The following is a 24,426-nucleotide window of genomic DNA, read 5'->3' as shown; positions in this document are numbered from 1 at the left end:
TAGTATGCTAAAGTATAATAAGTACTGTAATTAATCTAAAATTGTTTGGGGGTTAATAAAAATGAAAAAAAGATTAATATTATTGACTATAGTTATATTTACATTAGGAATATTCTTATCAGGTTGTGGACAAGCCAAGCAGTCTAGTGATAACTCTTGGAATGATATTAAGCAAAAAGGACAATTTGTAGTTGGATTAGATGATAGCTTTCCTCCTATGGGATTTAAAGATGACAAAGGGGAAATTGTTGGTTTTGACATTGATTTAGCTAAAGAAGCAGCAAAAAGAATGGGTGTTAAAGTAGTGTTTAAGCCAGTTCAATGGGATGGAATTATACTTAGCTTAAATAATAAAGATATAGATGCAATTTGGAATGGATTAACTATTACAGATAAAAGAAAAGAGCAGATAGCATTTTCAAAAGTTTATCTTCAAAACAAACAAATTATTGTAGTAAGAAATGATTCAAAAATTAGTTCTAAAAAAGATTTAGCAGGCAAGGTGGTTGGTTTACAACTTGGAAGCAGCAGTGAAACTGCATTAGCTGCAGATATAAATATATCCAAGTCTTTAAAAGAAGTTAAGAAGTACTCAGACAACACTGAAGCTTTAATGGATCTAAACCAAGGACGTTTAGACGCAGTTGTTGTGGACGAAGTTGTTGGAAGATATTATTTAGCTAAAAAGCCTGGAATGTACAAAACTCTTGATGAGGACTTTGGAAAAGAAGATTATGGTGTAGGTATAAGAAAATCAGATGCAAGCTTTAAAGAAGAATTAGATAAAACTTTAGAGGCTATGAAAGCTGATGGAACTGCTGATAAGATATCCCAAAAGTGGTTTGGCAAGAATATTATTGCAAAATAGAAAGATAGGATGTGGTTTGAATGGCTAATCTTACGGATATTACAGGGTTTATTCTAAAGGGAAGCTTAATATCTTTAAAACTTTTCATAATAGTATCTATATTCTCAGTGCCTTTAGGAATCCTAGTTGCTATAGGAAAAGCCTCAAAGATAAAACCCTTAAAAACCATATTAAGCTTATATACATGGGTCTTTAGAGGAACTCCTTTGCTACTACAGCTGTTTTTTACTTACTTTGGTCTTCCTGTAATAGGTATAAGATTAGAGCCGTTAACTGCTGCTAGTATTGCCTTTAGCATAAACTATGGAGCATATTTAGCTGAAATATTCAGGGCTGGTATTGAATCCGTAGATAAAGGTCAATTTGAGGCATCAAAAGCCTTAGGTATGAATTATAGACAAACTATGATATATATAATAATTCCGCAAGCAGTTAAAAATGTTATTCCTCCTATTTGTAGTGAAAGTATAAACCTTATTAAGGATACGGCATTGGTTGCAGCTATTGGTATAGGTGATCTTCTAAGGGCTGCAAAAGAGATTGTAACCAGAGACTTCACCATAACACCATTTATGATAGCTGCTGCCATATACTTATTAATCACTTCAGTTTTAGTTATAATGTTTAGAACACTTGAAAAGAAATATTCTTATTATTAATAGTAGACTCTTATTAATAATCAATCTTCAAACTTATTAGAAAAACAAGTTATTGTTACTTATTGCTAGCAAAGCTTGTTTTTTCTTTCTTATTTTCCTTATTATTAGGATCATCTAAACATTCCTTTAAGCACTCCTCAATTACATCCATTGGTATTTTAAAAATATTACCATCCTTCATAAGTCTTTCCTCCTTTCAGTGGTCACACCGGGTGATTTTGCTTGTTTCCCTCCGGGAACTGGGTAACTTAAGATGTTCGCTTCCGCTCACAAGTTACCCGTAAAAGTTCATTTAGAACTTTTACCTCCTTTATTTTGTCCAAAATTTAATATTTATATATAATTTTATTTTTAATATAAATACATATATGTAAAAATATAACTATATAATATCACACTTTTTATTGTTTTTGGACTATAAATTTAAAAAGTTTATTTAATATTTTCAAATATTTGGATAACCTTTCACTATATGTTTTAATAATATATATATATATTCATAATTTATAAAAATAGTGCTATTAAATAAAAAAATTTAAAGAGGTGTATTATACTATGAAAGCTGATGCTGTTTTTGAAGGTGGAGGTATGAGAGCCATTGGTATTGTCGGCGCTTTAACATACTTTGAGACACAAGAATATGAATGGCAGAGATTAGCCGGAACTTCAGCTGGGGCCGTTATAGCCTCACTATTGGCAGCAGGATATAATGCCAAAGAATTAAAAAAAATTCTAATAGAAATGAACTTTAAGGACTTTTTAGATAAAGACGGAATTCAAAAACTACCTTTACTCGGAAAAGCCTTGGGTTTTGTGCTTCAAAAAGGAATTTATTCTGGTGATTATTTTGAAGATTGGATTAGTAAATTATTAAAAGCTAAAGGTGTAAGAAAATTTAAAGATGTGAGTTTAAATGGAGAAAGCAGACTTAAAATAATAGCATCGGATATAACTTTGAGAAAAACATTAATTTTGCCAGATAGTTTAGTGGAATACGGCATTGATCCCATGAATTTTCCCATTGCAAAAGCGATAAGAATGAGTATAAGTATCCCCTTTTACTTTAAGCCTGTAAAATTTATTCATGCCCATGGAAAAAGCTATATAGTAGACGGTGCTGTATGCTGTAACTTTCCTATAAGCATCTTTGATATTCATGGAACTCCAAGATGGCCAACTATCGGCTTTAAATTTGATACTCCCGAAATTAGCAATACCCGTCTTGGAAAAACAGACCCATTATCTTTTCTTTTAGATATAGCAAATACTCTTTCAGTTGAAAAAAATAGAGAATGGTTAAAAGACGAGAATTTAGTTAGAACTGTACTTATTCCAACTGAAGGGGTAAGTCCTACTGAATTTAACATATATGCAAATAAAGCACTGAGACTTTTTAAGTCTGGTTACAGAAGTGCAGCAAAATTTCACTCTAAATGGTGTTTTGAAGACTATGTTAGGAGCTATAGATGTATTAATGCTAATACTGATAATTCCTAAGCTAAGTAGCAGAATATAGAATTAAAAGACCGAAAGTTAACCTTCGGTCTTTTTTAATCTTATTATTTTTCTATTTTTGAAGATAATTCAACTATCTTTAATATAACTTCAACTGCTTTCTCCATTGATTGAACTGGAATATATTCAAATCTACCGTGGAAGTTGTGTCCACCAGTAAATATGTTTGGTGTAGGAAGTCCCATGAAAGAAAGTCTTGCCCCATCTGTACCACCTCTTATAGGTCTAACTAATGGTTTTACACCTACTGATTCCATAGCCTCAAATGCAATATCAACTATGTATTTCACAGGCTCTACTTTTTCTTTCATATTTCTATATTGCTCTTTTATCTCTACAGCTACAGTGCCTGAGCTATATTTTTCATTAACTTTGTTAACTACGTCTTGCACAAAAGTCTTTCTTGCTTCAAATTTCTCTGCATCAAAATCTCTTATTATGTAACTTAATTGTGTTTCCTCTACTCCACCACTCATTGAAACAAGATGATAGAATCCTTCATATCCTTCTGTTGTACCTGGAGTTTCATTTTCAGGCATCATGCTCATAATTTCTTTAGCTATAAGCATAGAATTTATCATTTTATTCTTAGCATATCCTGGGTGAACATTTCTTCCTGATATAACTATTTTAGCAGATGCTGCGTTGAAATTTTCATACTCTAATTCTCCGATTGCTCCACCATCCATAGTATAAGCAAAATCTGCATTAAACTTTTCAACATCGAAGTGGTCAGCTCCGCGTCCAACTTCTTCATCTGGAGTAAACCCAACACGAATATCTCCATGCTTAATTTCTGGATGTTGGATTAAGTATTCCATAGCTGCTATTATCTCAGCTATACCAGCTTTATCATCAGCTCCAAGTAAAGTTGTTCCATCTGTAGTAATTAATGTATTTCCTATATAGTCTTTTACTTCTGGAGATTCCTCTACACGAAGAACCAGGTTTTGCTCTTCATTTAAAACGATATCATTACCATCATAATTTTCAACAATTTTAGTCTTTATGCCATGACCTGGCATCTCTGGACTTGTATCCATATGAGCTATAAAACCGATTACAGGAACGTTTTTATCTATATTTCCTGGCAAAGTAGCCATTATATATCCATTACTATCTAATGATACATCCTTCATTCCCATTTCCTTTAGCTCTTTTACTAATTCTTCCGCTAAAGCTAATTGTTTTGAAGTACTTGGAACAGTAGTGGATTCTTCGTCTGATCTAGTATCAAATTTAACATAATTTAAAAATCTCTCAACAACTTTTGACATTTTTATGCCTCCTATGCTTATTCTTTTTGTTATCCTCGCTTAAAAATTATATCACTATTCATGTGAAATGGCAATTTACCTTTAAATGTGAATCTGATATTTTCCATATTAAGAACATTGAATAAAATCATTTAGCGCAATAAATTAATATCAGTTTTATAAGTCAATAGTGCAATTGTTGCTATTTTGTTTATATATACCCTATTGTTCAATGCAAATATCTGCCATAATTACTCCATTTATATTTCCACTTGAATCCTTTATAGGCATTGATATAGCTATACAGTAGTTAAAGCTCACATTAGATATATATGGTTCAGTGCTATATTCATTACCACTTATTGATTCTCTAAAATATGGACGAAATGAAAAATCATTGTTATCTTCCGATATTTGATGGCTTGCAGACTTCATTATTCCCTTGCTATCAATTATACCTATATATTCAAATTCCTTATTGATATCTAATAGTTCTTTTAGATATTTTGAGGAATTATCTAATTCTAAGGACCTGTTATCTAATTCTTTTAAAATATCTTTTAATTTAACAAACCCTCCTTTGATAATTTTCTCTTCTTTTTCTCCTATCTTTATGTTATTAATGAATTCTTTAAGCTTTAGGTCAATACCATCCGCAGATTCATTTATCTTATCAATTAACTCAGTAAGCTCCTGCATAGAAACTGTTTGTTCTTCTGCTGAAGCAGAGACCTCTTGTGTAAATGCTAAGGATTCTTGAGTACTAGAAATCATATCATATACCAAATCATTGACATTATCTGACATAGTATATGTATCTTTTGCCAGTTGTTGTATAGCATTTACAGCTTTATAGGTTGACTGAGTAGACTCTATTATTTTACCAAAAGAATCTTTGGATTTATCAGCAAATAATATGTCTTCATTTATACCTTTAACCTGCGCATCAGCTTCTTGTGTTATTGTTGTAATTTTATTAGTTATATCTTCAATAAGCTTTCTTATTTCTCCTGCTGAACTAGAAGACTGCTCCGCTAACTTTCTAACCTCTTCAGCTACTACTGAAAAACCTTTGCCATGTTCTCCAGCACGAGCAGCCTCAATAGCTGCATTCAATGCCAATAAATTAGTTCTATCACTTATTTCTGTTACGACTTTTGCTATATTGTTTATTTGATCTGCTTCATTCTGAAGTTCTTTAACGCTATTAGCTAATTTATTGCTAATAGCGCCTGTGCCTTTCATTTTTGATATTATATTATTAAAAACTTCACCATTTTCTTTAATTACTTTTATCATTTCTTCAGCAATACTTTGTGTATCACTTGCGTGTTTTGCTATTTCTCCTGCATTTTCAGCCATTAATTTAGTACTTTCACCGGTAGAGGATGCATCCTGTGACTGTTTTGATACAGATTCCGCTATGGCTAAAACAGAGTTAGCTATTTCACCAGCAGCTACTTCTGTCTGCTTCGTATTTTTTTGCAATATTAATGTTAAATCTCTATTTTTTTGTGATACTTCTGCTATTTCACTTAGAATTTTCTTAGTATTATTAACTATTGTATTTGCACTTTGAGCTAATTCACCTAAAAAGCCATTGCTTTTAACCCTTACAGCTAACTGACCTTCTGATATCTTTGTGAGGTCACCTTTAAAATCTTCCAAACCTTTAAATACTCTATTAAAGTATACAATAAATGTAACAAATGATAATATTCCACAAATAAATACTGTTATTAATATTACTTTAATATTTTGCTGGTTAAACCTTGATACAATATTGCTTATTTCATCCTGCTTACTTAAAGTTTCCATAAGAACATTTTGAAGGATTATCTTACCTATGTATGATATCCCTATGCCTGCTATTAAAAATACTCCTAAGAATAATATCGTAGTTAAAGCTACTACTTTGCTTTTCATAATATCCCCCCTAGTCATTACAGTTCTAATAGTTGGTTTGTAGAAAATAAATATAGATATTTATTTTTAACAGGTTTACCTGTCATCCTCTCCAAAGCTCTTGTATAATAATATATCTGCATCTTATATTTATCTTTTGTTTCGTTTATATCCTTTATATAATCTGTTTTATAGTCTAAAATTACTAATTCCTCATCTTCTTCAAAATAACAATCTATTATTCCTTGAAGTATTATTTTTTCCTTTTCATATATATCCTTCTGCAGTTCATTGTAGATATCAGTGCAGGATAATTCTATAAAAAATGGAACCTCCCTATAGACATTCAAAGCCTTTTTCATTCTCTCCCCTATACTAGACTTAAAAAATGCTAATATTTTTTCTATAGGTATAACTTTTGCTTCTTCTTCTGTAATAAATTCTCTTATTACTAAGCTGCGTATTTGCTCTTTTATATCTTCAATGCAAGATGTTTTATCTAGATTTATATGTTGCATAATAAGGTGTATTAGAGTTCCCTTTTCCGTCGAAGACATAGATTTATTTTTCTGAAGGAAGAACGGCTTTTTTAAAGTAGATGAAGTTATTAATATTCTGCTGTCTTCTTCTTCTATCATAGAAAATTTTCTTTTTAACTCAGATACAGAATACTTGGCTGGTATACTGCATGCTTCTTTATATTTATATTCCCAGCTAAGCCTTCTATTTATTTCTGAATTATATTCACTTATTTGGTTATCTAAGTTAATACTTTCTATTTCCTTTATTATATCTATTTCTTCTAAATTTTCACTAGAATCTCCTCTAAACTCCTCTTTACTCCAAACCTCAACACTCCATTTAGATGCATCATCTATTTGATTTTGTAAATTATAATTACTACCTGCACATTCTCTAATCCGTCTTCCATTTATGTGCTTTGCTACTGAAGGTCCTATCCAGTCCAAATAGCTTTTAGCATTCATGACAGCATATTCGGGTATTTTAATATTATTAAAATCTAATGCACTGCACCACTTATCAGCAACCTTTTCAATACCATTTACCATACCTGTTAGTATAAGCTTTTCTTTGGCTCTTGTAAAAGCAACATAAAGAATCCTCATCTCCTCAGATAATGTTTCTAACTTTAATTTTTTCTTTAGTACTTGTTTTACAATAGTTGGATATGATATCCTCCTGCTGATATTAACATAATCTGGTCCAAGTCCTAATTCTCCATGAAATAATACACTTCTATTCATATCCATTAAATTAAAGTTTTTACCGCACCCTGCAAGTATTACTACCGGAAACTCTAACCCCTTACTTTTATGTATACTCATTATTCTTACTACATCTTCATTTTCACCAAGAATCTTTGCACTTCCCATATCGCCACTGCTATTTTTAAGCTTATTTATAAAATTAATAAAATTAAAAAGTCCTTTATAGCTTGTTCTTTCATATTGTCTTGCTCTTTCAAATAGAACTCTCAAATTTGCCTGTCTTTGCTTTCCCCCTGGCATAGCACCCACAAACCCATAGTATCCTGTTGATTTGTAAAGATACCATATGAATTCATCGATAGGCATATGAATTACTTTATCTCTCCATATATTAACTTTTTCTACAAAGTTACATACTTTCCTTCTAAGTTCCTCTGTTATATGACTTAAGTTAGCTAATTCATCATTATCACTTTCAGATTCTTTATTACACTTACATATGAATTTTAAGACTTCATAAAATGACACATTCTTATTTATCATTCTAATATCCATTAAATCTTCCGAGGTAAAATACTCCAAAGGCGAACGTAAAACCGCAATTAATGGTATATCTTGCATTGGATTATCTATTATTTGCAGTAATGACATTATTGTTCTAATTTCAATCGTTTCAAAATACCCTGTAGCTGTATCTGCAAAAACAGGTATCCCCATATTGGTAAGCTCTTCTACAAATGTTGGTGCCCAATTAGCAGTGGCTCGCATAAGTATTACTATATCTTGGTACCTTACAGGTCTATATCCATTAATATTTTTGTCGTATACATGAAATTTCTGTTCATCAACAGAGTTAACAAGTTCATTAATTCTTCTAGCTACTAGTCTAGCTTCTATTTGTATATTGTCTAACACTTCCTCTGAATCATTATTAATATCTATAGCTTCAGATTCATATTCTTCACTTAAACTATCACTGCTTTTGTCTATAAGATGTAGTTCTATATTCCCTCCACAAATCTGGTCTGTTTCCGGATAAGTTGCCCCACTTTTAAGCGCCTCTTCTTCGTTATAATCTAACTCCCCAACATTTACGGACATTATTTGTTTGAACAAATAGTTAACACCATATATTATCTCTAATCTACTTCTAAAATTTTTAAATAATTTTATTTTTCTGTTCCTTTCTTCAGCTTTCTCTGAATAAGTATTATATTTGCTTAAGAACAATTCAGGTTTCGCCTGTCTAAATCTATAAATACTTTGTTTAACGTCACCTACCATGAACATATTAGGAATATCATTCTTGTTTCCTATCATGTTCATTATTACCTCTTGAACTTCATTACTATCTTGATATTCATCAATAAGGATTTCCTCAAATTGCTGTTTATACTCTAATGCAATTTCTGAAGGTACTATATTACCATTATCATCTTCTGTAGTAAGAATATTTAAACAGAAATGTTCAATATCATTAAAATCTACCATACCTCTTTCTCTTTTTTGTTACCATACTTTTTATCGAAATTTATTGCTAAATTTACTAAGCATTTCATCATCGGATATAATTCTTTCAAATTTCTTTCAATGTTATCATTGCCATCAAAAATATCCTCTTTTATATCATTAAGTTTCTTTTTAACTTCATCTCTAATTTTTTTTGTTCTTTCTTTTGCTATCTTATCTGCATCCTTGTTCTTTTTTATAGGAAGTTTTTCAAAACTCAGCAGCAAGAACCTTTCTTTAAATTCATCCCATGAATTGCAATTACATATTTCATTAATATTATTCAAATCATTTTTAAATGGTTCTAAGTAATAGTCTATTCCTTCAGCATTTTCTACTATTTCTATAGCTTTTTCCATTTTACTTTTACATCCATAAGTCTCTACTTTTAAATAGTCTAGTAATATACTTGCCCAATCTGACTCTCCAAAGTTATATTCATCTTCTAGGTTAAATCTTTCGGCCATTTCCATTAGCCACTTTTCGGGCCATGGCGAACTTTTAGCAAATTCATATAGACTAATCACCATATTTTGAACTTGAAAATCATTTTTCCCACCATATGCATCTACTAGTTCTAGGAAAATTTCATTATTACTATCTTCATAGTTTTCTTCAAACAATTCCTCTAAGCTTTCTTGTTTTAAAAGTATAGACTCTGTATTATCACAAACTCTAAAACTCGGATCCAAATCTATGAGATGAAAATTATTCTTTATAACCTTTAAACAAAATGAATGTATAGTCATTATATTTGCTTGATTTAACAGCGTAAGTTGTTTTTGCAGCTTTTTAGAATCTGGATTTATTTCCAGTTCTTTTGCTATAGCATCTCCAATTCTCTCTCTCATTTCAGCTGCTGCAGCATTAGTAAATGTAACAACTAATAGTCTATCAATATCTATATCTTCTTTTTCATCAGTTATTCTTTTTATTATTCTTTCTACCAGAACTGCAGTTTTTCCAGCGCCAGCACCTGCAGCTACCAATAAATTGCAGTTTCTTGTAAAAATAGCGTCCTTTTGTTCTTTTGTCCACTTTGTACTCATAATATCACCCACTTTTATTTTATCATAATTCTATACATAAAAATCATCCATATCTAGTATTTTAGTTTATCAAGCTACTAGATATGGATGATTTAAAATAATGTTAACAAACAATCTTATTTTTTCCTGAATTTTTTGCTTTATATAGGTTAATATCTGCTCTTCTTATAACTTGTTCCATATTCTCAGAATTATCCTTTAAGATACTTATACCCATTGAAACTGTTATACTTGGATGACTATTTTTATAATAAATTATTGTCTTTTCAATTATTCTTCTTATATTCTCCATTCTATAATAAACATAACTAGGCTTATCAACATCATACATAAATACTATTATTTCTTCTCCTCCATACCTAGCCACAATATCCTCTTTTCTAAGATTACATTTTATTATATCGCTAATTTTCTTAAGTACAATATCTCCACATTGATGCCCGTAAGTATCATTACACCTTTTAAAATTGTCTAAATCTATCATAATTATTGCATAAGGCTTTTCAGTATTTCTACTATTTCTTTCGACAATTGAAAAGAAATAATTTCTATTATATAATCCCGTAAGATCATCTATTTGAGAGCTTTCTTTTATCCTGTTATAGAGTCTATTATTTTCTATACATATTGCTAACTGATTACTAAGAGCAGTTAAAAGTTTTATGTGGTTATCATTTAAGTATTCATAAATATTATGTTCGACAATAATTACTCCTAATAGGTTATCTTTTAAATATATAGGCATATATATAGAGGAATGAATTTCAGTAGCTTCATCTTTTGATATATTAGTCTGTGAATTTATTAAATCTGTACTTAATCTACAATTATTACTATTAAAATCATGTATTTTATGATGGTGATCTGTACTTTTTAAGTTTGTGGACTTTAATCTTAATATGTTATTTTCAGCTAGATATATGCTTGAATAAGTTACTCCTAGAATGCCTATCATTATGTCATTAATCATGAAAATTATGTCATCACTTCCTAAGCATTTATTAATATATTCGCTAATTTCTACTATTAGGGATAACATGTCCAGTTTTTTATCTAATTCTATGATTTTAAAGTTTTGCTTTTGTATTATTTCTTCTGCCATTTTTTGATAACTTTCATAGTCGTTTTTTAGCTGATCATATTTTTCTAGCAACCACAACATATTCCTCTCCTCTATTCATTTCGAATGGTTAAACAACTTACTTTTTTGTAAATTATTTATAATCATAATTATAGAATACCATAATTAACCATTTAATTTCCATAATATTACTATAAAATATTACGCCAAAAAGTTTTTTATCCGATGTCTACCGCCACTAACACCTCAACGTATTCTGTGAAAGCGATTCGAACCAAATCAGCACTCTGTGTAAGCGACTATCGCCAAATCAGAGATTTGGGATATCTGCTTAACATTTGGGATCTCTAATAAGCTTCAGACGGAGTTTGTCTACGATCACTGGGCGTCTGCCCGTTAAATGCCATTTAGGCATTTAACCTCCATCTGAAGCCAAGAATCCTGTTTATAATAAAAAGAGCATAAGTATAGAAATATCTTAGTCTACTTCTATAATATGCTTTATCAAAAGAATCGTTGAATTACCCTACAATAGAGTTTATCGTTATATCCAAGGCTGCTAACAAATCTAGTTCATATGGACATATTTTTTTTCTTGTAATATGATCATAGCTTACCCGTATTATAGGTCTATCTGGGAAAAACTTATTTTGCTTTATAACAAATCCTTCTATACCATTAGAAAGTTTTACACAAGCTCCTAACGGATAAATGGAGAAATTTTGCTTAAACTTCTCTACTACCTCCTTATCAAAAGAACTATTTATATTTGACAATATAAATTCATAAGCTTCATTTGGATTAAATCGTTCTCTGTAAGATCGATTAGCGCTTAACGCAGTAAATACATCACATACACTTATAATTTTAGCAAAAATATTTATTTTATCGCCAGTTAACCCTAAAGGATAACCTGTTCCATTAACTTTTTCATGATGCTCAAGTACACCAGCTAAAGTATTGATTTCTGTTATTCCTGCGTTCTTTAAAGCATTATACCCATATATAGTATGTCTTTTTATTTCATCAAATTCACTTTCTCCTAAGACTCCAATCTTATTTATAATTTTCTCAGGAACTTGTATTTTCCCTATATCATGTAATATAGCAGCTGTACCTAAATTGCTCAAATCATCTACACCTAATCCTAAAAAACGGCCTAAAAATATTGACATTATTCCAGTATCAACACAATGTACATAGGTATAGTTATCATACTTATTTATTTCATACAAATTAGTATTAATATCGCCTTCTTTAATTATATAACTAACAAGCTCATTTACCATGTATAGAGATTCCTTTATATTCTTTTGATCCTTGTTAAGTATATTTTTAAAAAGCGACGGAAGCCTTTCCACAGTTCTCTGTTTTAAATTTACTTATAGTCCTATCATATTTAATATCATCCAATGCTTCATCCTTTATGTAGATATAATAAAAACCACTTTGTCTTATCCTATTTACATAAGATACATTCAGTTTGGTCCCTGCTGGAAGCAATATCTTACCGTAACCATCAAATAATGTCTGAGCTAATATTTCATTCCCCTTTAAATTTCTTACAAGTATAAATCTCATAATAATGTCCCCATTTCTCAATATAAGCATTAATATAAAGTTTACTTTTATCTGTTTTTGGTATTAATATTATCAAATAATTTTACTATACTTAATTTATATTATGAATCTTATTCATAGTTAACTTTCTTTTTATGAATTTAACACTGTAATTAAATTATATAATAAATTATCTACACTTTTAAGTATTTTTAGTTACAATTATCATGGTCGTGTTTATGATGAATATCTGGGGTATGAGAATGATTATGCATTATTGATTCGTGAGTATGGATGTGGGAATGATAAAAGTCATCAGCAATTTCTTCTTTATGTAGATGCTCATGATGTCCATCACCATGACAGTGTCTGTGCTCATGCATAACAGCTCTATGCAAGTGCTCATGATCATGCTTTTCTCTCAGAAGCAAAATTGCACCAATAATCATTAGAGGTAAAGCTGCAATGAAGGTTATACTTATCCTTTCATTAAATAATATAAATGATAATATCGCACCAATGAATGGTGCCGTCCCAAATAAAGCACTAGTTCTAGCACTTCCTAATCCTCTCAAAGCTAATACAAAAAGTACAATGCTAAAGCCATAGCTAAAACACCCGAGAATCATAGATCCTGCTATTATTTTTATACTTGGAAAATTGCTTTTCAACAATAATGATAAGATTAACGAAAAAGAACCTGCTCCAATGCCTTTTATGATAACAATTGAAAAAGGATCCTTTAATGATATCTTTCCTGTAAAATTATTATCTATTCCCCAACAAAGGCACGCAATTACTACTCCTATTGCTCCTAAGGAAAATCCCCACTGATTGCTAAAATCCCATGACAATATTACAGTAGATAATGTAATCATTATAATTGCAATCCAAATTCTTTTCCCTACACTTTCCTTAAAAAAACAAGCTGCTATTAGTGTAGTAGCAACACCTTCAAAATTTAAAAGTAATGATGCTGTAGATGCTGGCGTTACCTTAAGACTGTTCATGAGAATTATTGGTGCAACCACGCCTCCCAAAAATACTGCTGTTATTAGCCAAGGTATATCCTTTTTACTAAGTGGTGCTTCTCTATTCTCACTCTTATTTATACATCTCTCTATAATTTTAAAAATTATTAATCCTATTCCACTGCCAATATATAAAAATGCAGCTAAAGGCACAGGATCTATTGATCCTAAAAGCAGTTTTGATATGGGCGCACTGGCTCCAAATAGTAACGCCGCCGTTATTGCTTGTAGCACTGATTTATAGTTATTCATATCTTTTCCTCCTTTAGCTTCACCATTATATAAACTTAATATTATTCTACAATTAATATAATAACATAAACCTTAATAATCCATTATTACATTTTCTAATAAAAATATTATTTTATATTTTTATTATTACAAAATGCTTTTTATATTTAACAATTAATAATATAATATTTATATACTGTAAGAGTAATTTTATAATAATGATTATACAGTAATAAGATATATTAGGAGGTATATTACTTGAAAATAAACACGAAATTAAATTTAATATTATTTTTTCTTTCATTGCTTATAATTTCTATTGTTACCACTAATTTTGTTACCTTTAATAATTTAAAAGGTGATGCTTCAGCTATAAACCTTTCTGGAAGTGAAAGGATGAGAAGCTATAAGCTAGCTTATATGGCTAATCAATTTATAAGCGAGAAGGATATCACTAAAAAAGATAAGATAAAGTCAGATATGCAGAAGGAAATTGCGCAATTCGAAAAAATATTAGTAGGACTTGAAAAAGGGGACAAGGATCTTAAACTTACAGCCTGTAATGATGCCGCTATTCTAGAAAAAATAAAAAAAATTAATGGCGACTGGCAAAATTTCAAAAAAGAATATGCAAACATAATTAACTCCCCTGACTTATCTTCACAGCAAAGCTCTTTAACCTATATAAATGAAAATATAAATAATATTGTAAATAATATTAATGAAGCTGTTTTCATGTTAGATAATAATTCTAACATGAAAGTTATGTTGTCAAAGGAATTAAGCAGTGCATTTCTCGTAATAGCATTAATTATTATTATATCCTCTATTTTTACTGTAAGAAAAACTATAATAAATCCACTTCAGAATTTAACAGACAGAATGAAAGACATAGCTGGTGGCAACGGCGATTTAACTAAAAGAATAAGTATAAATTCAGCAGATGAAATCGGTCAATTAGCAAAATGGTTTAATATATTTATAGAAAATATACATCAAATTATATTATCTGTCAGTTCTGCATCAAGAAGCGTTAAGGATACGTCAGAACAAATATCCGACATTAGTTACCAGAACAGCCAAGCTACTGAGACTATAGCGGTATCTGCACAAGAGGTCTCAGAAGGTAGTATGCACCAAACAAATCAAGTTAACAATTTACTTGATAAAGTAAATATTCTCTCAGGCAAAATAGATAATATTGCCTTAATAATTGATGATGTTCTTAAACATTCTTTACAAACAGAAAAGGAAGCTTTATCTGGAAACAAGGATTTAGAAGCTTCTGTTGTTCAACTAAATATAATATCAAGTACCTCAAATGAAGTTTCTGAAAGATTAAGCTCTTTAGAAGAGAGTTCCAAGGAAATAGGCAGAATAATAGAGCTCATTACGGACATATCAGATCAAACAAACTTATTAGCTCTCAATGCATCAATTGAAGCTGCAAGAGCTGGTGAACTTGGAAAAGGATTTGCTGTTGTTGCTGATGAGGTGAGAAAACTAGCAGACCAAACTGCTAATGCTACAAAGCAGATAATACCTATTATTAAAAATATACAAAGCGAAACCTATACAACTAAAAATAACATGAAAAGTAGTGTTGAGGAGGTTCAAAAAGAAGTAGAACTTATGAAAAAATGTAGTGATTCCTTGAACTCTATTGTTCAAAAAGCCAATGATACTTATTCAGGTGTTCAAAATGTAACCAAAATAAATAAGGAAATCACTGACGAATTTAATAATATAAAATCAACAGCCTCAAGTATTTCTAATATAGCTGGTAAGAATTCAGAAGATACTCAAAGCATGGCAGCAGCAGTAGAGGAACAAACAGCCTCTGTACAACAGGTTGCAGCTAGTGTATCACAATTATCGGAACTCGCTCAGCAACTATACGATAAGGTCTCCGGCTTTAAGGCTTAATTAAAGCAAATATTAAAAAATAGTATGGTGCTATAACTATATAGCATCATACTATTTTTTATTTTAATCTATGAAATATTTTCTGCTTTATTGCTGCTAGCAATTTGCTCTTTCTTAGTTGAGCTTAGTATCTTAAATATTATTAGAAGAATAGCAACACCAGCGGCTGCAGATATAATATAACCTATTACTTCATTTATGCCACCTATAGCATAATCCGGTGCTATAGCATTAAAACTAAATCCATTTTCAAACGCCTTTGGTACATATCCTACCAGCCCTTTTATCTCATCTGCGCCCCATTCTCCCCAAGCAGTTCCTGTAGCTAATAAACCTATAGGAGAGAGAATTATCATTGCAGCAAGTAACCCATATAGAGATTTTTTATTTGTAGCTTTGCCTTCATATATAACTCCTGGTGACATCTTCTTAACGTATGAGTAAACGCCTGCAGTAACTGCTCCTTCTAAAACTCCAACAAGTAAATGAGGCAGCACCATAGCCGGTATAGATATATTTAGTCCATAAGGACAGTAAATAGCTGCACCTGCTGCATCCTTGAATAAAAGTGGTTGTATACCAAATTCAATAGCTGTAAAAAACGCTGCTGCCAATATTCCAACATAACCTGCAACAAAGGCTGCTATATAATCTCCCTTATCACTTTTTACTCTAGTTTTTATAAAATTATATATATAATATCCTAAGAATGGCATAACAAAAGCCATGTTAAAACAGTTAGCACCAAGTGCTAGTATACCTCCATCGCCAAAGAATAAGGCTTGGATTAGCAGTGCTATTGTAACAGATATGCATGCTGCATAAGGTCCTACTAATATAGCTATTAAAACTGCACCAACTGCGTGGGCAGTAGTTCCTCCTGGTACTGGAATATTAAACATCATAGCTAAAAAAGATACTGCTGCACAAACACCTAATATAGGCATTTTTCTCTTACTTACTTCTGCCTTTACTTTCTTTACTGCTCTAGCCCATACTGGCAGCATTACTGTTCCTATAACTGCGCAAGTTGATGGACTCAAATAATTATCTGGAATGTGCATAATAAAAACCCCCTAAAACCCTCTTCTAATTTTCTTTATTATCTATATGAAGCAAGTTTTATACCAAGTGCATTAATGAGTTTTTCAGTGCTTTAGAATAAAAATTTTCTCAAAACGATACAAAATCAGTATCATTTTGAGAAAATTCATCTTTTTATTTCATTATGAAACTATTTAAAAACCTCTTCAGCGTGATATGAGCTTCTAACTAATGGTGCTGAAGCTACATGTTTAAAACCCATTTCCAAGCCTATAGTTTCATATTTTTTAAATATATCTGGATGAACATATTCTATAATAGGATGATGCTTTGATGAAGGTGCTAAGTACTGCCCAATTGTTACAATATCACACTTAACATCTCTTAAATCCTTCAATATACCTATTACGTCTTCCTCTGTTTCACCTAACCCTAACATAAATCCTGATTTAGTTAAAATGGAATTATCTATGTTTTTTACATTAGCTAATAACTCTAAGGATCGCTTATAAATAGCCATAGGTCTGACCTTTTTATATAAAGACGGCGCTGTCTCTACATTATGGTTTATAACGTCTGGCTTTGCAACTACTACATTTTTCAAGGCCTGTTCATCACCATTAAAATCTGGTATTAAAACTTCTATAGTTACACCCTTATTTAGTTTTCTTATCTCTTTTATCACTTCTGCAAAATGAGCTGATCCACCATCTTCAAGGTCATCTCTAGTAACAGATGTTATTACCGCATGCTTTAAATTCAACTTTTCTACAGCTTTAGCTACGTGAACTGGTTCATTTACATCAACTGCCTCTGGCTCTTTTTTTGTAACATTACAAAAAGTACAATTACGTGTACAATTTTTCCCTAAAATCATAAATGTAGCAGTTCTTTTATTATAACATTCCATTCTATTAGGACAATTTGCTTCTGTACAAACAGTATTAAGAGAATATTTTTTTAATACCTCATGTACATCTTCAGACATTTCTCCCCCTCTAATTCTAACTCTTAGCCATTCAGGTTTTCTCTCATACATAATATACACCTCAAATCCTTTAGTTATATTTAACCAAATATAATTTCCAATAAATTTTCTTTAGAGACGTTGATCATATACTTTTCTATATCAACTATGTCTAAAACATTAATCACTTCACCTCTCAAATATTTTACATCTTTTAAAAGTTCTTCAAGTTCATTTATTTCCTTTTCACTGAAAAAATCTCCATATATTTTTATATCTTTTATTAATCCTTTATGTACATTTATATTTACTTGAACAATTCCACCTTTGAATTTCTTTTCATTAGAATAATTAAATTGGGGCGAATTTCCATAATTCCATTGCCAGGTAGCATATTTTTCATCTGATATCTTTTGGATTTCATTCCATTCTTCTTCTGTGAATTCATGAAGCCTTGCATTTTTCTGGTCATTCATAACAGATTCTATTATAAAATTTTTAAACTCTATGACACTCATATCTTTCTTAAGGTGTTCTTTTATATTGGCAACTCTGCTTCCAACTGATTTTACTGCTTTATCTTGAAATTTTATATCTTTTACTTTCAATGCTTGTACTAAATTACTCATATCTGCTGAAAATAAAATGCTTCCGTGATGAAGTATTTTATTTTTATAACTGTACTGAGCATTTCCTGAAAACTTTTTCCCATCAATAGTTAGGTCATTTCTGCCAGATAACTCTGCATTTATAGATAGCTTTTTTAAAGCTTGTATTATAGGATATGTAAACTTTTTAAAGTCCGCAAATTGATTCTTACCGTTGTTGGATATAAAAGTAAAATTTAGATTACCCAAATCATTGAAAATAGCGCCTCCTCCAGTGACCCTTCTAACTACAGGAAGTTTATGATTATTTACATAGTCAATGTTTATTTCCGAAAGAGTGTTTTGATGCTTTCCAATTAGTATACATGGGTCATTTCTCCAAAGCATGAAACAATCCTCATTAAAATTTTTTAATACATATTCTTCAATAGCATGGTTTATATACGGATTGGTATTTTCATTTTTAATAAAAATCATATTAATGCCTCCCAAAGCATTTAACCTTTATATTTATTAATAGTAAAACACTCATAATCATAATACACTATTATGATAATTTTTACAATTTTCATATTATAAAAACTTATTATACTAATTTAAATATCTATTATATAAATAGCATATTTTTATTTCCATATATTAACAAATAATTGTAAATGTAGTATTATATTTTATATATACAGAATAAAATAATATGTTAGTCTAATAAAAGGAGTGATATTATTGAGACGTTCACAAGTTATTCTAGCAGTTATATTTATGTGCCTTTTCTTTGTTGCTGGTGTTTCATTTTTACTACTAACCACATTTTCCTTAAATAAATCAAATTTATTCATAAAATATATAATTCTATCATTCATAAGTTTTATTGGTATGACTAGTCTAGCTAAAAATAACTTAAAAGTTTGGAAACGTACAGTTGGGAAAATGTTCATCCTAGTTGGGTTTATATTTATTATTTTATTAATTATTAGTGTTAACAGGAGTCAAAACATATATATTCTTGATGCTAGAAGATATATAATTAATGGATTGATAATTTTAACAACACTAATTATAGGAGGTTATTTTGTAAAGACAGGTCAAAGCATAGTAAGGCAACCTAAATATTATAAGATAATGTAAAGTAATTCAAAAATAATCCCCCAACTAATTCATCGGGGGATTATTAATTGTAACTCTGTTATCAACTTTTAATAACTGCATCTTTATGCTCAAATTTAGTAACTTCTATATCTCCATCATCATTTCTTATTGTAATTACATCAGTAGAAGGATTTGATTTCTTTGATCCATCAAAAGTTTCCACTTGAATTGTTGCTTCAAAATAATATGAATCTTTTTCCAATCTTTTTATTTCTAAAATTTTAGGATTTGAAAATTGTTTTGGCTTCCCATAATAATTTTCTATTGCATAGTCTATATGCTGAAATAGTAATGCGGATAATAAGTCTTCATATAATTTCTCTTTACTCTCTTCAGTATTTAAATAACATATACTTTTATTGTCGTATGCATGTACTGTGAATGTCATACTATTGAATATACTAGTAACACAAAAAAATAACAAAAAAACCTTTATAATCTTCTTTTTCATATATACCACCTCCGATTTTTCTTATTTTATGCATTTTGATTATAAATTATAAATTATAAATTTTTACATTATTTACAATAAACAAAGAGCATCCTCCTCAGAATTTTTCTGATTAGAAATGCTCTTTATTTTTAATTAATAAAAATTATTTAATTTTGCTTAGAATTCTTATTGGTACTTGTTTTTTGCCCACCATTAGCGCTGCCATCATTGTTATTATTATTTGTATCTCCATTAGGCGTATCTGTGTTGGATGGAGGCGTTGCACTATTATTTACACCATTATTTGTACCATTATTTGTACTATCATCAGTCTGCTTGCCACCCTGCTGCAATTCAATTTTTCTTTGCGTTACTACCGCTTTCCTGTTTAATATTTTTCTTAAGAGCTGCTCTCTAGCATTTAAGTCTTTTAGCTGTTGAACACTAGTAGTCGCTCCATTTTCAAGCTGCTCCGCTAATTTAATATCTTCTAACGTATCCAGTTTACAACTTTCATACTTCTTTACTGCATCTTGTGCAGAACCTTGTTCATTTGTTTGAGTTTCACTATCAACAGGTACATTGTTTAAAGCATCGTCGTTGTACTCTTGAACACCATTTGGTCTTTCAAAGTCTATATTATCTAAACCTTGATGTATTTTATCCATATAGTCTTTCCATATACCTCCAGGGTATGTAGCACCATATAGATTGTCCAACTCTTTTGGATTATCATAACCTACCCATACTGCAGTAGTGTAGTATGGAGTATACCCACAAAACCATCCATCCTTTGAGTTGTCTGTTGTTCCAGTCTTTCCTGCAGCTGTCATATTAGATAGTTTTAATTTGTGTGCCGTTCCCCATGGATTCTCTATACTTCCTTTTAGTATATCTGTCATCCACGTACTTGCTTGCTTTGTATAAACTTCTTTTGTTTTATAACTGTTTTTGTATATTTTATTGCCTGAAGAATCAACTATTTCTTGTATACATGTAGGATTAATATATTGCCCTGTCCTCGCAAGAGTAGAGTAACCGGATGCCATTTCTAATGTACTAGCCCCATTTGTTAGTCCTCCTAATGCTGTTGATAAAGTGTAATCCTTTTTAACTATTTTACTAAAATTCATTGACTTTAAAAACGAAATACCATACTCAGGAGTTATTTGTTTAAAAATTTGGTTTGCAACTGTATTTAAAGATAGCTGTACAGCGTAACTTAAAGTCACATTACCATAGTAAGCATCTCCACTGTTATGCGGTCCTCCCTCAGTGTACTTATCATCTATTACACTAGAAGGTGAGAACCCCTTCTCAAAAGAAGGAGTATAGACAACAAGAGGCTTTAAAGTTGAGCCTGGTTGTCTAAAAGATTGAAATGCTCTGTTTAAGTAATCCTTCTTATCTGAAGTTCTACCTCCAACTATAGCAACTACTGTGCCTGTTTTGTTGTCAATAGTTACAGCTGAACCCTGCAGTAAATATATGCCATTCTGCTGTTTTGTAAAATCAGATAGTTTATTATCAATAGATTGCTGAAGCAACTTTTGTTTCTCCATATCTATTGATGTATAGATTTTATACCCATTTCTGTATATTTCATTTACACATTCCGTATATAAATCTGAGTAGCTCTTATTATAAGTTTCCCTATCATTATCATTTTTAAAATTATTTCTAAACTCAAAGCCCTTTTGTTCCATTAATGCTTTTGCAGCACAGTCTACTGCATATGAGCTAATATAGCTCTGTTTTGTATATGTTTTTTCTGGATTTAAAGCTATTTTTTCATTTACAGCCTCATCATACTGACCTTGAGTAATAAAATTACATTCCTGCATTTTAGATAATATTAAATTTCTTCTTTGTATTGTATTGCCTTCATTCTTTAGGGGATCATAATATTCTGGATTATTTGGTATAGCTGCAAGAAAAGCTATTTGAGATAAATCTAATTCTTTAACTTCCTTGCTAAAATATTTTTTAGATGCAGCTTGTATACCGTATGCTCCATTTGCAAAATAAATATTATTTACATAAAACTCAAGTATTTGTTCTTTAGTATACATTCTCTCTAACTTTAGTGCTATAAACATCTCTTCAACTTTTCTCTTCATAGATTGTTGCTGTGTCAAAAAAACATTTTTAGCTAGTTGTTGAGTTATAGTACTTCCGCCTTGGGTAATTTCTCCCTTGTTTTTAACCATAGAGTATGCTGCTCTTGTAATAGCCTTAAGACTAACTCCATGATGGTTAAAGAAATCCTTATCCTCTATAGCTACAAAGGATTGCATTACTGCTTGTGGAATCTGTCCATAGTTTACATACTCTACATCTTTTGAATCATAAAGCTTGTCAATAACTTCTTTCTTATTGTCATAGATATACACAGTACCTCTACTATTAAAAGTAGCTGCTGAAATTGATTTAACTTTAGTACTTGCATCCATATATAAGGAAAATACACCTTTTATTTTGCTAAAACTAAAAACTGTTATAAGTAAAATTATCCACGTTAAAATTAATAAAGCCTTAGAAATTGGTTTCTTTTTCTTAGGTTTCTTTACTCTCTTTTTGTTCTTTTGTTTGTTGATGTTTCCATAGTTATCATTCCTCATTTTATTTTATATATATTACTACGAATGACCCCTCAGGTTTTATATACTATTTCTATTTTAACACATCCCATTAAATGTGCCTAAACAATTAACACAAAATTAATAAATATAAGTTGCTTAATAATTAATATGAAACTCCTTCTCCTATCGTCGAATGAGTACTCGCTGAGTAAGCGACTATCACCAAATCAGCACTCTGTGTAAGTGATCATCTCAAAATCATAGATTTTGGATGCCTACTGAAGATTTTGGATATCTGCTTAAAAAGAAGACCTGTTGTCAAACCGCATTTGACAACAGGTCTTTATTATATTACTTTATAGCTTTTAATGCTTCAAGTAAAAATTCCCATGATCTTTGAACAGATGAAATGCTCATGTGTTCATCTGGAGTGTGCACATCATATAAATTCGGTCCAAAGGATATCATATCCATTTCTCCATTGAACTTTTCTCCAAATAATCCACATTCAAGTCCTGCATGGATTGCATCTATTTTAGCATCTTTTCCATTTATTTTTCTATAAGTCTCCTCAAAAACTGTTCTAATTTTTGAATCTGGATTATAAGCCCATTCAGGATAATTTGACTCTGCAGAAACTTCTCCTCCTACAATCTTAGCTAACGCAACTATTCTGTTAAACACTTCCATTTTCAAGCTTCTTACAGAACTTCTAACAGCACTAATAAACTCTACTTCATTTTCTTTAGTTGTTACTACACCTAAATTTAATGAGCTTTCTACTAATCCTTTAATATCCATGCTCATGGAATTGATTGCATTTTGAACAAGGTATAGGTAGTTGATCACGTTACTTTGACTTTGTACTGAGAATACTCTAGCGACTCCTGGAGTCATTTCTTCAAATTCTATTTTTACATCTGGATCTGGTGTTCTAAATTCATTTTTAAATGTTCTCTCTAATTCAGCAAGTTTTTCTTGTACTTTAGCTTTATCTTCAGCTTTTATTAATATAATAGTATCCATTTCACGTGGAATAGCATTATGTTTTGATCCTCCATTTATTGAAGCCACTCTAAAGTCTACTAATGAGCTAAGTTCCATAAGGATACGTCCCATCAATTTATTTGAGTTTGCTCTTCCTTTGTCAATTTCCATTCCAGAGTGACCGCCTTTTAATCCTCTGATTTTTACTGTATATGTACTAAGGCTTTTATCTGCATCTTCTAATGTTACAGGTATAATTGTTTTTGCTGTAAGTCCGCCAGCACAACTTACAAGGAATGTTCCTTCTTCTTCTGAGTCTATGTTGATAAGTATTCTTCCATCTATATTTTTAGGATCTAATTTAGTTGCTCCATCCATTCCAGTTTCTTCTTCAGTTGTGCAAACTAACTCCATATCAGGGTGAGCTATTTCATTTGAAGCTAAAACAGCTAATCCCATAGCAATAGCTATTCCATTATCTGCTCCAAGTGTTGTTCCAGTTGCATAAACCATATCATCAACAATTCTTAATTGTAGTGGATCCTTTGTGAAGTCATGTTTTGTAGCTACATTTTTTTCGCATACCATGTCCATATGACCTTGTATAACAATCGCAGGACTATTTTCGTATCCTGATGTTGCTTTTTTCTTTATGATAACATTTAAAGCTTCGTCTTGAATTACCTCTAAATTATGCTCTTTAGCAAAAGCTACTAAATAATCACTAACCTCTTTTTCATTTCCTGATCCTCTTGGAATTTGTGAAAGTTCTTCAAAATATCTAAATACTTCAACTGGTTGCAAATTTTTTAATACTTCCTTTGTCATTATTATCATCCT

Annotated in this window: 18 protein-coding genes and 1 pseudogene; 5 read left to right on the top strand and 14 right to left on the bottom strand. The window is 30.6% G+C overall.

The genetic code is table 11. The features are described from left to right. Window positions 1-61: 61 nt before the first annotated feature. Window positions 62-868: an amino acid ABC transporter substrate-binding protein gene (locus tag RCG18_RS10855; protein ID WP_308041310.1), complete on the top strand. Its 807-nt coding sequence runs from the start codon at window positions 62-64 to the stop codon at window positions 866-868. A gap of 20 nt (window positions 869-888) precedes the next feature. Continuing rightward, a complete protein-coding gene (locus tag RCG18_RS10850; RefSeq protein ID WP_308041309.1) occupies window positions 889-1,527 on the top strand; it encodes an amino acid ABC transporter permease in 639 nt (212 codons plus the stop codon). Window positions 1,528-1,582: 55 nt separating this feature from the next. Here RCG18_RS10850 and RCG18_RS10845 read toward each other — a convergent pair whose 3' ends face one another. Then, window positions 1,583-1,708 carry a hypothetical protein gene (locus RCG18_RS10845; RefSeq protein ID WP_308041308.1) on the bottom strand — a complete coding sequence of 42 codons (126 nt, stop codon included), beginning with the start codon at window positions 1,706-1,708 and terminating at the stop codon, window positions 1,583-1,585. Window positions 1,709-2,082: 374 nt separating this feature from the next. Here RCG18_RS10845 and RCG18_RS10840 point away from each other — a divergent pair, with 374 nt between their 5' ends. After that, window positions 2,083-3,024, top strand: coding sequence for a patatin-like phospholipase family protein (locus RCG18_RS10840; protein WP_308041307.1), 942 nt, complete (start codon window positions 2,083-2,085; stop codon window positions 3,022-3,024). Between the two features lie 62 nt (window positions 3,025-3,086). On the opposite strand, the gene pepT is transcribed toward RCG18_RS10840, so the two are convergent. The 7 genes and pseudogenes from pepT to RCG18_RS10805 all read right to left on the bottom strand — a co-directional run bounded on the left by pepT (window position 3,087) and on the right by RCG18_RS10805 (window position 13,914). Continuing rightward, complete coding sequence (gene pepT / locus RCG18_RS10835; protein ID WP_308041306.1) at window positions 3,087-4,319, bottom strand: peptidase T; 1,233 nt, start codon at window positions 4,317-4,319, stop codon at window positions 3,087-3,089. 201 nt (window positions 4,320-4,520) lie between these two features. After that, on the bottom strand, window positions 4,521-6,224 hold the full coding sequence (locus RCG18_RS10830) for a methyl-accepting chemotaxis protein (protein ID WP_308041305.1): 1,704 nt from the start codon (window positions 6,222-6,224) through the stop codon (window positions 4,521-4,523). Window positions 6,225-6,241: 17 nt separating this feature from the next. After that, window positions 6,242-9,993 (bottom strand): annotated as a pseudogene (gene addA, locus RCG18_RS10825) (helicase-exonuclease AddAB subunit AddA). Window positions 9,994-10,093: 100 nt separating this feature from the next. Then, window positions 10,094-11,152, bottom strand: coding sequence for a diguanylate cyclase (locus RCG18_RS10820; protein WP_308041304.1), 1,059 nt, complete (start codon window positions 11,150-11,152; stop codon window positions 10,094-10,096). A 440-nt stretch (window positions 11,153-11,592) separates the two neighbouring features. Then, window positions 11,593-12,360, bottom strand: a complete 768-nt coding sequence (locus RCG18_RS10815) for an HD-GYP domain-containing protein (protein WP_308041303.1) — start codon at window positions 12,358-12,360, stop codon at window positions 11,593-11,595. Window positions 12,361-12,406: 46 nt separating this feature from the next. Continuing rightward, window positions 12,407-12,652: a hypothetical protein gene (locus RCG18_RS10810; RefSeq protein ID WP_308041302.1), complete on the bottom strand. Its 246-nt coding sequence runs from the start codon at window positions 12,650-12,652 to the stop codon at window positions 12,407-12,409. Between the two features lie 191 nt (window positions 12,653-12,843). Beyond that, complete coding sequence (locus RCG18_RS10805) at window positions 12,844-13,914, bottom strand: EamA family transporter (RefSeq protein WP_308041301.1); 1,071 nt, start codon at window positions 13,912-13,914, stop codon at window positions 12,844-12,846. Between the two features lie 237 nt (window positions 13,915-14,151). On the opposite strand from RCG18_RS10805, the gene RCG18_RS10800 reads away from it, so the two are divergent. Further along, window positions 14,152-15,819: a methyl-accepting chemotaxis protein gene (locus RCG18_RS10800; RefSeq protein WP_308041300.1), complete on the top strand. Its 1,668-nt coding sequence runs from the start codon at window positions 14,152-14,154 to the stop codon at window positions 15,817-15,819. Between the two features lie 68 nt (window positions 15,820-15,887). Here the strand turns inward: RCG18_RS10800 and cbiM are convergent, their stop codons facing one another. From cbiM to RCG18_RS10785, 3 genes are all read right to left on the bottom strand, one after another. After that, on the bottom strand, window positions 15,888-16,883 hold the full coding sequence (gene cbiM, locus RCG18_RS10795) for a cobalt transporter CbiM (protein ID WP_308041299.1): 996 nt from the start codon (window positions 16,881-16,883) through the stop codon (window positions 15,888-15,890). 170 nt (window positions 16,884-17,053) lie between these two features. Then, window positions 17,054-17,902, bottom strand: coding sequence for a lipoyl synthase (gene lipA / locus RCG18_RS10790; protein WP_308041297.1), 849 nt, complete (start codon window positions 17,900-17,902; stop codon window positions 17,054-17,056). A 29-nt stretch (window positions 17,903-17,931) separates the two neighbouring features. Beyond that, entirely contained in the window at window positions 17,932-18,915 is a 984-nt protein-coding gene (locus RCG18_RS10785) for a lipoate--protein ligase (RefSeq protein WP_308041296.1), read from the bottom strand. Window positions 18,916-19,161: 246 nt separating this feature from the next. Between RCG18_RS10785 and RCG18_RS10780 the strand changes: the two genes are divergently transcribed. Continuing rightward, window positions 19,162-19,563, top strand: a complete 402-nt coding sequence (locus tag RCG18_RS10780; protein ID WP_308041295.1) for a hypothetical protein — start codon at window positions 19,162-19,164, stop codon at window positions 19,561-19,563. Window positions 19,564-19,624: 61 nt separating this feature from the next. Here RCG18_RS10780 and RCG18_RS10775 read toward each other — a convergent pair whose 3' ends face one another. The 3 genes from RCG18_RS10775 to RCG18_RS10765 all read right to left on the bottom strand — a co-directional run bounded on the left by RCG18_RS10775 (window position 19,625) and on the right by RCG18_RS10765 (window position 24,414). Then, entirely contained in the window at window positions 19,625-20,035 is a 411-nt protein-coding gene (locus RCG18_RS10775; RefSeq protein ID WP_308041294.1) for a DUF3888 domain-containing protein, read from the bottom strand. A 149-nt stretch (window positions 20,036-20,184) separates the two neighbouring features. Beyond that, window positions 20,185-22,638 (bottom strand): transglycosylase domain-containing protein, encoded by a 2,454-nt coding sequence (locus tag RCG18_RS10770; protein ID WP_308041293.1) that lies wholly within the window; start codon window positions 22,636-22,638, stop codon window positions 20,185-20,187. A gap of 312 nt (window positions 22,639-22,950) precedes the next feature. Beyond that, on the bottom strand, window positions 22,951-24,414 hold the full coding sequence (locus tag RCG18_RS10765; protein WP_308041292.1) for an aminoacyl-histidine dipeptidase: 1,464 nt from the start codon (window positions 24,412-24,414) through the stop codon (window positions 22,951-22,953). Window positions 24,415-24,426 lie beyond the last annotated feature (12 nt).

Origin of the sequence: Clostridium sp. OS1-26, from assembly GCF_030915445.1 — a bacterium.
GTDB lineage: Bacteria > Bacillota > Clostridia > Clostridiales > Clostridiaceae > Clostridium_AM.
This window is presented reverse-complemented; position numbering and strand designations above follow the sequence as displayed.

Excerpts from the sequence above, each read along its gene's own strand:
- RCG18_RS10855 (WP_308041310.1), top strand. The coding sequence starts at position 62 with ATGAAAAAAAGATTAATATTATTGACTATAGTTATATTTACATTAGGA.
- RCG18_RS10830 (WP_308041305.1), bottom strand. The coding sequence starts at position 6,224 with ATGAAAAGCAAAGTAGTAGCTTTAACTACGATATTATTCTTAGGAGTA.
- RCG18_RS10775 (WP_308041294.1), bottom strand. The coding sequence starts at position 20,035 with ATGAAAAAGAAGATTATAAAGGTTTTTTTGTTATTTTTTTGTGTTACT.
- RCG18_RS10820 (WP_308041304.1), bottom strand. The coding sequence starts at position 11,152 with ATGTTGTGGTTGCTAGAAAAATATGATCAGCTAAAAAACGACTATGAA.
- RCG18_RS10815 (WP_308041303.1), bottom strand. The coding sequence starts at position 12,360 with ATGGTAAATGAGCTTGTTAGTTATATAATTAAAGAAGGCGATATTAAT.
- RCG18_RS10850 (WP_308041309.1), top strand. The coding sequence starts at position 889 with ATGGCTAATCTTACGGATATTACAGGGTTTATTCTAAAGGGAAGCTTA.
- RCG18_RS10805 (WP_308041301.1), bottom strand. The coding sequence starts at position 13,914 with ATGAATAACTATAAATCAGTGCTACAAGCAATAACGGCGGCGTTACTA.
- cbiM (WP_308041299.1), bottom strand. The coding sequence starts at position 16,883 with ATGCACATTCCAGATAATTATTTGAGTCCATCAACTTGCGCAGTTATA.
- RCG18_RS10770 (WP_308041293.1), bottom strand. The coding sequence starts at position 22,638 with ATGAGGAATGATAACTATGGAAACATCAACAAACAAAAGAACAAAAAG.
- RCG18_RS10840 (WP_308041307.1), top strand. The coding sequence starts at position 2,083 with ATGAAAGCTGATGCTGTTTTTGAAGGTGGAGGTATGAGAGCCATTGGT.
- RCG18_RS10765 (WP_308041292.1), bottom strand. The coding sequence starts at position 24,414 with ATGACAAAGGAAGTATTAAAAAATTTGCAACCAGTTGAAGTATTTAGA.
- RCG18_RS10845 (WP_308041308.1), bottom strand. The coding sequence starts at position 1,708 with ATGAAGGATGGTAATATTTTTAAAATACCAATGGATGTAATTGAGGAG.
- pepT (WP_308041306.1), bottom strand. The coding sequence starts at position 4,319 with ATGTCAAAAGTTGTTGAGAGATTTTTAAATTATGTTAAATTTGATACT.
- RCG18_RS10810 (WP_308041302.1), bottom strand. The coding sequence starts at position 12,652 with ATGAGATTTATACTTGTAAGAAATTTAAAGGGGAATGAAATATTAGCT.
- lipA (WP_308041297.1), bottom strand. The coding sequence starts at position 17,902 with ATGTATGAGAGAAAACCTGAATGGCTAAGAGTTAGAATTAGAGGGGGA.
- RCG18_RS10785 (WP_308041296.1), bottom strand. The coding sequence starts at position 18,915 with ATGATTTTTATTAAAAATGAAAATACCAATCCGTATATAAACCATGCT.